A 625-nucleotide genomic window follows, 5' to 3' on the forward strand; every position below is an offset into this window, starting at 1 on the left:
CTTTTTGCTTGCTGGTACTGCTTTACAGGGAAAAACCATGGACAAACGCTTCCCCCAAGCGCACAAAGAGGCGCGCTGGGCACTGTTCCTGACACTCTTTTACCTCGTAGGCTGGATAGTCACCGCCTACGTGCCTGACAATACCGCCGGACCGACCGGGCTGCCGCGCTGGTTTGAGTTCTCCTGCCTGCTGCTGCCGCTGGTGTTTATCGTGCTGTGCTGGCTGATGACGCACCTGGTGTTCCGCGATATCCCATTGGGAGACGACGATGCACAATGATGTGATTCTGCCGCTGGTCGTCTACCTGATGCTGGTGTTCGGGCTGTCGATTTACGCTTATCTGCGCCGCCGCGAAGGCAATTTCCTCAACGAGTATTTCCTCGGTAGCCGTTCGATGGGTGGGTTTGTGCTCGCCATGACGCTGATTGGCACCTATGTCAGCGCCAGTTCGTTTATCGGTGGGCCGGGTGCCGCCTATAAATACGGCCTGGGCTGGGTGCTGTTGGCAGTGATCCAAGTGCCAACCATGCTGCTTTCTCTCGGTATTCTGGGGAAAAAATTCGCCATTCTGGCGCGGCGCTACAACGCCATTACCCTGAACGATATGCTGTATGCCCGTTATGG

The 625-nt window shown here is 56.3% G+C and carries 2 protein-coding genes; both read left to right on the forward strand.

Features of this window, described 5'->3' with window-relative positions; genetic code table 11:
• The first annotated feature begins 37 nt into the window (after positions 1 to 37).
• Positions 38 to 280 (forward strand): YhdT family protein, encoded by a 243-nt coding sequence (locus J5224_RS33805; RefSeq protein ID WP_264629236.1) that lies wholly within the window; start codon positions 38 to 40, stop codon positions 278 to 280.
• Positions 270 to 625, forward strand: a 356-nt coding sequence (locus tag J5224_RS33810; protein WP_413544770.1) for a sodium:solute symporter family transporter, incomplete at its 3' end; no start/stop codon positions are given. The genes J5224_RS33805 and J5224_RS33810, both read left to right, overlap by 11 nt.

The sequence above is a fragment of the Candidatus Symbiopectobacterium sp. NZEC135 genome (assembly GCF_025962695.1).

Excerpts from the sequence above, each read along its gene's own strand:
- J5224_RS33805 (WP_264629236.1), top strand. The coding sequence starts at position 38 with ATGGACAAACGCTTCCCCCAAGCGCACAAAGAGGCGCGCTGGGCACTG.